The organism is Chitinivorax sp. PXF-14, assembly GCF_040812015.1.
Classification (GTDB): Bacteria; Pseudomonadota; Gammaproteobacteria; order Burkholderiales; family SCOH01; genus JBFNXJ01.
The window spans coordinates 1-316 of the sequence record NZ_JBFNXJ010000059.1 but is presented as its reverse complement, the minus strand read 5'-3'; the positions used below and the strand labels follow the sequence as shown (position 1 = coordinate 316).

The window sequence follows — 316 nt, the reverse complement described above, 5'->3', positions numbered from 1 at the left end:
GCCATCGCGCCGACGATCGCCATCGACAACCCCGACTGCAGAATCCCGCGTGACGCGGTGGAGATCAGCGCCGAGGACTACGCCGCACTGCTCGACGCCCAGTCGGCCGGCAAACAGATCGTGCCAGACGGCCACGGCCACCCGATTGCCGTCGACCCGCCGCCACCGAGCGAGGCCGAGCTGGCCGCCCAGGCCCGTGCCGAGCGTGACCGCCGCCTGGCCGACAGCGACTGGACCCAGATCGGTGACGCCCCGGCCTCCACCGCCGCGCGCTGGCAGCCCTACCGCCAGGCACTGCGCGATGTGCCGGCACAGG

General features: G+C 73.4%; 1 protein-coding gene. It reads left to right on the top strand.

Annotation, left to right across the window (positions count from 1 at the left end; translation table 11 throughout):
* Positions 1–316, top strand: a 316-nt coding sequence (locus ABWL39_RS20945; RefSeq protein WP_367796168.1) for a phage tail assembly chaperone, incomplete at both ends; no start/stop codon positions are given.